Raw genomic sequence first — 6669 nt, 5'->3', positions numbered from 1 at the left:
GAACAAAACCAAACAACAAACCCAACACAAAACAAAACCGAACAAAACCAAACAATAATAATTCAAAGCAACAGCGAAAAAACTACCCCTGCCCAAACTGAAAATGAAAAAACTCAAAATAAACAGAATAATCTTCTAAAACATACCACTGGATATGAAGTACCTATATCAATATTGTTAATATTAATATTAGGATCAATATTAATAATCAAATATAGAAGAGATTAATTATTAATCTCTTACCTCCTTATTATTTTTGGAACTGTTTTGGACAAATCCACAATCATTGAAGCATGGTTTGATTTCAAATCGCCCACATCAATTACCAAATCAACATCGCAGTCCAATTGCTCAAGAATTTCAGTCGGATTAGATAAGACCTCTTCATCTGAAATATTTGCACTTGTGGTTGTTATTGGAAATAAACTGGCCAGCCTACGTGAAATAGTATTATTCGGAACTCTAACACCAACATAAGTAGAACCACTTGTTATAACTCTAGGAACAACATTTTCCTTTTTCAAAATAAATGTATATGGTCCCGGAAGATAGTCATTGATTATTTCTTTTTGATGTATTGAAACTCTTGCAACCAAATCAATAGCTCGAATATCACTAACTAGAATTGAAAGTGGCTTTAATAAACTTCGTTGTTTGATTTCAAATACTCTTCTAACAGCATCATTATTAAAAATATTTGCACCCAATCCATAAACAGTATCTGTCGGATATAAAACAACACCACCATTAGATAAAACTTCAATAGCTTCATCAATTACCTTTTCATCCAATGTTTCAAGACTAGTCTTCAATATTTTCATTTTCATTACCTAACAATTATATTAGATGAAATATTTATATATAAATTATGCTTCAATCTCTAAGACCATTATTGACAAAAATATTGAACCCACTCGCTCGAAATTTAAATATAAATCCAAATATTGTAACAGTCATATCCCCATTTGTTGCAGTTATTGCAGCATATGGCTTTGCAAATCATCTATTACTATTAGGATGCATCGCCATTTTATTTTCAGGATTTTTAGATGTGGTGGATGGCGCAGTTGCAAGATATCACGGAAGATCATCAAAATTTGGTGCATTTCTGGACTCAACAATGGACAGATTTGCAGATGCAATAATCTACATCGGAATAATATTTGGAGGATATTGCGACTGGTTTGTTGGTGTTTTGGCAATCCATTCTGCAATTTGCGTAAGTTATGTAAGATCAAGAGCAGAATCACAGGGAGTAGAATGCAACATAGGAATTGCAGAGCGTGCAGTTCGAATGATTATTTTAATGGTTGGATCAATAATCGGATACTTCGCTGGAGACATCTACTTCACATACATCATTTACATACTGGTAATCTTATCATACTTTACTGTTGGACAGAGAATATTCCACGTTTGGAGGCAATTGAATGACTGAACTAGAAAGTCCGGAAAAAATAGCTAAGGATATAGCAAAATTGGAAAGAAATTTGAATCAAGTGGCTGACATTACTTTTGAAGGAAAAGAAAAAGAAGTATATGACCGAGCCATTGATTATTGGAATGATTCAAAATATTATTTAGAAAAAGAGGATATGCGAACTGCATTCGGTTGTATCGAATACAGTCACGGATTGTTAGATGCTTTAAGGATGATTCATGGAATCATCTAAAGATTTATTTTTACAACCATATCCAAAATTAAACATCTATTTTACTGTTAATCAATGAATCATCACCTGCAGAAATTATCTCACCATCAAGAACTTCAATAACTCGGTCCGCAAGTTTGGCCACATCCATATCATGAGTTACAATTATCAATGTTACATTTTTATCTTCATGCAAATCGATTAGTTGCTTAAGGATTTTACTACTTGTTTTGGAATCAAGTGATCCTGTTGGTTCATCTGCCAATATTATTGATGGGTCATTTGCAAGTGCACGGGCAATAGCCACCCTCTGACGTTCCCCACCAGACAATTTGTTCGGCATTATGTCTGCCTTATCTCTAAGACTTACATCATCCAACAACTTCAAAGCCTTAGCCCTCATTTCTTTGGAGGATAATTTTTGAGTAAACATAGGAATTTCAATATTTTCCACAACGGAAATATTTGGAATGAGATTATGCAACTGGAAAATGAATCCTATTTTCTGGGCTCTGAATTCGTTCAATTTTTTTGAAGTATTCAAATCCTGACCAGCAACATTGATACTGCCTGAATCCGGAATGTCCAAAGCTCCAAGCATATTCAGCAAAGTTGATTTGCCCGAACCTGAAGGACCTATTATTGATACGAATTCACCTTCCCCTATAGTGAGGTCAATGCCATTTAATGCCTTTATATTACCGTTTTCATAACTTTTATAAACATTCTTCATTTCTACTGCATTCATATTATCACCTCACTCATACCTCAATGCCTCTGTTGGAGGCAATTTCATCGCCTTGATTGCAGGATATATTCCTCCAATTATTCCGACAAAAATAGCTATTGCAAATGCCTGAACAAATATTTTTGGAGTGAATAACGGTTCGATACCCATTTGAGGACCTAAAAATGTGCATGCCAAAAATCCTATTAGTGAACCGATGATTGCAGACACAATTGTAATCACCAGAGATTCGCCTACAATCATAGTCAGGATTTTCCCATTTGACCATCCGACTGCCTTTAAAACACCCATTTCACGGGTTCTTTCAAATACTGACATCAACATGGTATTGATTATTCCCAAACCACCAACAATAATAGCTAAAAGTGAAATCGCCCAAGTTGATGCCTGAAGCATGTTCAGCATATCTGCCATCTGAGTCATTTCCATTATGGAAGTTACTGTCGTAATATTATCTCCATACTCTGCATCAATTCTGTCTGCAACAGTCTGAGGGTCCTGACCCTTTTTGACTTTTACATAAATGTTTGAGATGGAATCCTCATCATCCATCAAATCTCCAACTTTAGTAATTGAAGTGAATACCCCACTAGCCATATTCTGGTCACCGGTTTCATAGATTCCAACCACTTCAAAGTCCTCCCCGTCGATTTCAATATTATCTCCAACAGAGTAATTATTGTCATCCGCATAGATTTCGCCCAAAATAACTTCGGATGAGTTATCTTCAAATATCCTGCCATTTTTCATTGAAATATCGGCAAGAGTGGTCCCATTAGGATCAATTCCTATCAATGTATTTCTATAATCATCTCCGACAGATGTCAAAACAACATAAATCGGATAGGCCTCATCCACACCAGAAACATTTGCAATCTTATCTGTCCAGGAAGCATTTATTGTATTTGTCCCATATGCTGAGTCTCCGGTTTCCTTTCCTGAAATTTGAAAATCGGCACCCCCAGCATGAATTGTTTCTTCAAAAGTGTTAACCAAACCGTCTGTAATTCCACCAAGAGCAACTATCACTATTATCCCAATTGCAATTCCTACAATTGATAGAACTGCACTAGTCTTCCTCCGGAATGGATTTTTAATAATGAATTTTAAAAATGACATAATACTAAATAGGAGAGTAATATATAAATAACTAATTATTACATTTACTAAAGTGCCAAAAATAGGTGATAAGATGCACAAGAAAATTTTAATTGAAAATATCGGCAAAATCCACACAACTGAAATGGGAATTGGAAGAATACAGAAAAATTTAGAAATTAGTGAAGAACCTGTAAGCTACTGCATTTCCAAATTGAAACAAGAAAATTCGACTGTAACAAAAGAAGGTAAAAATTACTATGTAGAAGTCGATGACTGCAGAATTACAATCAATTCAAGCAGCTTTACGATAATAACTGCACACAAAAAATAATCTTTTATAGCAATTGTTCAACACAGCAAATAAGTATTTCAATATGGATGTTCATCATAACGAATAAATATAAAAAAAACACGACAGATTAAAATATTTCATTAACAAAAAAAGTAAAAAAAAGAAGAGAGTTGAAATCTCTTAAATCTATTCCATATCTTCAAATCTGGATTCTAATTTACTCATTACACCAGGAAGTGAAGTATATTCCATTTCTTCAGCAGGTAATCTGTGAGGTTCGAATGGACCGTGTCTTCTGATGTAAGTTGCAATTTTAGCAGCTTGTTCACGGGTTGGATCGAATGCAGGGTCATCGAATAAATCTACAGGTCCGATTAATTCACCGTTAGCTACTTGGAATCCTAAACCTATTACTCTAGGTGGTCCGTCGAATCTGATTGGGTTTGCTTCTGCTTCAGATACCGGCATCATAGGACCATTGTGGGATCCTCTCATCCATCCACTTACCATGTGTGGGAATGCAAATGGATCTACACATTCACCGTTTGCAGGGAAACCGGATTGTGCTCTTACGATACATGCTGGGTCATCCTTACCTACGTATTCACCAGCCATTAAGTTTAATCTTTCGGTACTTATTGCTGCTGCGATTTCACCGTTTTTCTTCCATACTCTTTTGATTACGTATCTTCCGGTGGAACCGATTAATGCAAGTAAGTCGTACATTTCTTCAGGACAGTTGAGAATAACTTTTTTGTGTTCGATTACATCGAATACTTCAAATTTGAATCCATCGTGTAATGATGGGTCAATTACAAGACCAGCAGTGTTGAATGGGTCTGCAAACATTCTGAATACTGGTAAATTGAATGCACCAGGTTCAGTTTTGTCACAGCAGAATACTAAAACAGGGTCAGATGGTCTTTCTTTGAATTCCATTTCTGCCACACCAGGACCCATACCTTTGATGTTTCCAGAGAAAGTATCAGATAATAAGTCTTGACCTGCACCATATAATTTTAATTCACGTGCTCTTTCAGTAGCTTTCATGAATGCATTATATGCAGTTTCGTGTACTTCTTCGTTTTCTTCCCCTTTGTCGTGGGTCATGATTAAGTCAATGTCGTCTCCGCAACGGGATATATAGTAATCTTTTAAGATACCAGTGTCTAATGCGTCATTTAATACACTGTCACAGATATCCATTAATTCTGGGTGTGCCACACAGTGTCCGGACACACTTCCGATATCAGCTTTAATTACACTAACAGTAGTTTTCATTTTAATACCTCGATTAGTAAATTATTTATTTACTAGACATTTATTATTTTTGAGGAGTATACTATATAATAATTATGTTTAACAGAGTTATTTTAAAAAAAAGTAAATAATGAAAATATTAATCCAATCTTCTAATATTTTCAAAAGCTTTTTGAACTTCAGCATCCTGATTCATATCTTCACATGCCTGTTTTACACGTTCTAAATCGGCACGAGTTTCAGGATACCTAGGAACTGCACTGCATCCCCCATCATCGATTTTAGATATTTCAAAAGTTCCAATATCTTTCGCAATAGCTGTGATTTCCTCTTTATCAAGACCTATCAACGGAGATAAAATTGGCATTTCGACACCATATCTTGTTGCCAGTATGTTTGATAAAGTCTGTGAAGCAACCTGTCCCACACTGCTTCCATCAACAATGGCATCTGCCCCCAATTTACGGGCTAATTTTTCTGCAATGCGATACATTCCTGATTTACATAAAACACAGGTCATTTTTTCAGGTGCCTTCTCTTTAGCTGTCTGTAAATATTCACCATAGTCAATAACTCTTCTTTTTATTGGAGTTCCTTTGGCATATATGTTTAACTGATTAACCAACTTATTGAAGTTTTCAGTGACTTTAGGACCTGAAAACGGATCATTATTACAGTGAAGAGCCACAACCTCACAGCCCCTCTTCATCATCAGGTATGCTGCAACAGGAGAATCGATACCGCTTGACAAAAGTACAATGACTTTTCCCTGAGTTCCCAATGGCAGTCCGCCCGGACCTTTGATTTTTTCATGAAAAATATATGCATCATCTTCCCTCACTTCAACAAATATTGTCAACTCAGGATTTGTCAAGTCAACAGGTGCCAGAACAACATTTCTTACAACTCCCCCACAGTGGGCCGCCATTTCCTGTGAGGTAAAATCATGTTTTCCTACACGACGGCATTTAATGGCAAATTTAGTATTTTCATCTATCAAATCCTCTTTAACCAACTGTTCAACATACTCGGTCAATGTTTTATCAATATCTTCATAGCTTGTATGTGTTGAAGTTGCAGGAGAGTATGAGACAACACCAAATACCCTGCTTAATTTTTCTACACCATCTTCAAAATCTTCAGGATGAATATAAATTCTTCCCTGATTTCTATCAACATCACAATCAAAAGTAGCTTTAATATTTTTAACTAGCTTTCTTTCAAAACGTGACCTTATTTTAGGACTTTTAAGTCCAATTTCACCATATCTGGCAATAATCAAATCGTAATTCATTTAAACACTCTTTTTAGTATATGCTGAAAAAATAGCTATCCCTTCAATACTAATTTTTAGAAATATAACAGCAGACATATTTCTTTAATTAATGAGTTATAAAACTTTTCAATATATAACCTAAAAAAAGAACACAGACCAATACTACAAAATAGAATAATTGAATGCAGAATCCATTAAAACAAGTTTATAATCCCAACCATGAATTTTATAATGCCTGAAAATGAGAATCATGATGGAAAAAATTTTCTAAAAAATAAAAAAATTGAAGAAGATAAAAAGGAGTTATCTTCTTACTTTTATTACTCTTTTTACTGTGTCT

Annotated in this window: 9 protein-coding genes; 4 read left to right on the top strand and 5 right to left on the bottom strand. The window is 34.9% G+C overall.

The window, feature by feature from the left end:
• Positions 1-228 (top strand): hypothetical protein (locus tag Q0P94_RS10220; protein ID WP_295116290.1); only part of this gene is annotated, 228 nt, incomplete at its 5' end.
• An 11-nt stretch (positions 229-239) separates the two neighbouring features.
• On the opposite strand, the gene Q0P94_RS10215 is transcribed toward Q0P94_RS10220, so the two are convergent.
• Positions 240-821 carry an L-threonylcarbamoyladenylate synthase gene (locus Q0P94_RS10215; protein WP_295116288.1) on the bottom strand — a complete coding sequence of 194 codons (582 nt, stop codon included), beginning with the start codon at positions 819-821 and terminating at the stop codon, positions 240-242.
• A 47-nt stretch (positions 822-868) separates the two neighbouring features.
• Between Q0P94_RS10215 and pgsA the strand changes: the two genes are divergently transcribed.
• Together pgsA and Q0P94_RS10205 are read left to right on the top strand one after the other, a co-directional pair.
• Positions 869-1438: an archaetidylinositol phosphate synthase gene (gene pgsA / locus Q0P94_RS10210; RefSeq protein ID WP_295116286.1), complete on the top strand. Its 570-nt coding sequence runs from the start codon at positions 869-871 to the stop codon at positions 1436-1438.
• Entirely contained in the window at positions 1431-1673 is a 243-nt protein-coding gene (locus Q0P94_RS10205) for a DUF357 domain-containing protein (protein ID WP_294007677.1), read from the top strand. Before pgsA ends, Q0P94_RS10205 begins: the two co-directional genes overlap by 8 nt.
• 28 nt (positions 1674-1701) lie before the next feature.
• On the opposite strand, the gene Q0P94_RS10200 is transcribed toward Q0P94_RS10205, so the two are convergent.
• Together Q0P94_RS10200 and Q0P94_RS10195 are read right to left on the bottom strand one after the other, a co-directional pair.
• Positions 1702-2400 carry an ABC transporter ATP-binding protein gene (locus tag Q0P94_RS10200; protein ID WP_295116283.1) on the bottom strand — a complete coding sequence of 233 codons (699 nt, stop codon included), beginning with the start codon at positions 2398-2400 and terminating at the stop codon, positions 1702-1704.
• Positions 2401-2409: 9 nt separating this feature from the next.
• On the bottom strand, positions 2410-3519 hold the full coding sequence (locus tag Q0P94_RS10195) for an ABC transporter permease (protein WP_295116281.1): 1110 nt from the start codon (positions 3517-3519) through the stop codon (positions 2410-2412).
• Between the two features lie 73 nt (positions 3520-3592).
• Here Q0P94_RS10195 and Q0P94_RS10190 point away from each other — a divergent pair, with 73 nt between their 5' ends.
• Complete coding sequence (locus Q0P94_RS10190) at positions 3593-3832, top strand: DUF3781 domain-containing protein (protein WP_295116278.1); 240 nt, start codon at positions 3593-3595, stop codon at positions 3830-3832.
• A gap of 147 nt (positions 3833-3979) precedes the next feature.
• On the opposite strand, the gene fbp is transcribed toward Q0P94_RS10190, so the two are convergent.
• Complete coding sequence (gene fbp / locus Q0P94_RS10185) at positions 3980-5074, bottom strand: fructose-1,6-bisphosphate aldolase/phosphatase (RefSeq protein ID WP_295116276.1); 1095 nt, start codon at positions 5072-5074, stop codon at positions 3980-3982.
• 118 nt (positions 5075-5192) lie between these two features.
• Positions 5193-6347 carry a tRNA uracil 4-sulfurtransferase ThiI gene (thiI, locus tag Q0P94_RS10180; protein WP_295116274.1) on the bottom strand — a complete coding sequence of 385 codons (1155 nt, stop codon included), beginning with the start codon at positions 6345-6347 and terminating at the stop codon, positions 5193-5195.
• Between the last annotated feature and the right edge of the window lie 322 nt (positions 6348-6669).

Origin of the sequence: uncultured Methanobrevibacter sp., assembly GCF_946184425.1 — an archaeon.
In the GTDB taxonomy this organism is placed as follows: Archaea; Methanobacteriota; Methanobacteria; order Methanobacteriales; family Methanobacteriaceae; genus Methanocatella.
The sequence above is the reverse complement of the archived record's forward strand: the minus strand, read 5'-3'. Positions and strand labels throughout refer to the sequence as shown.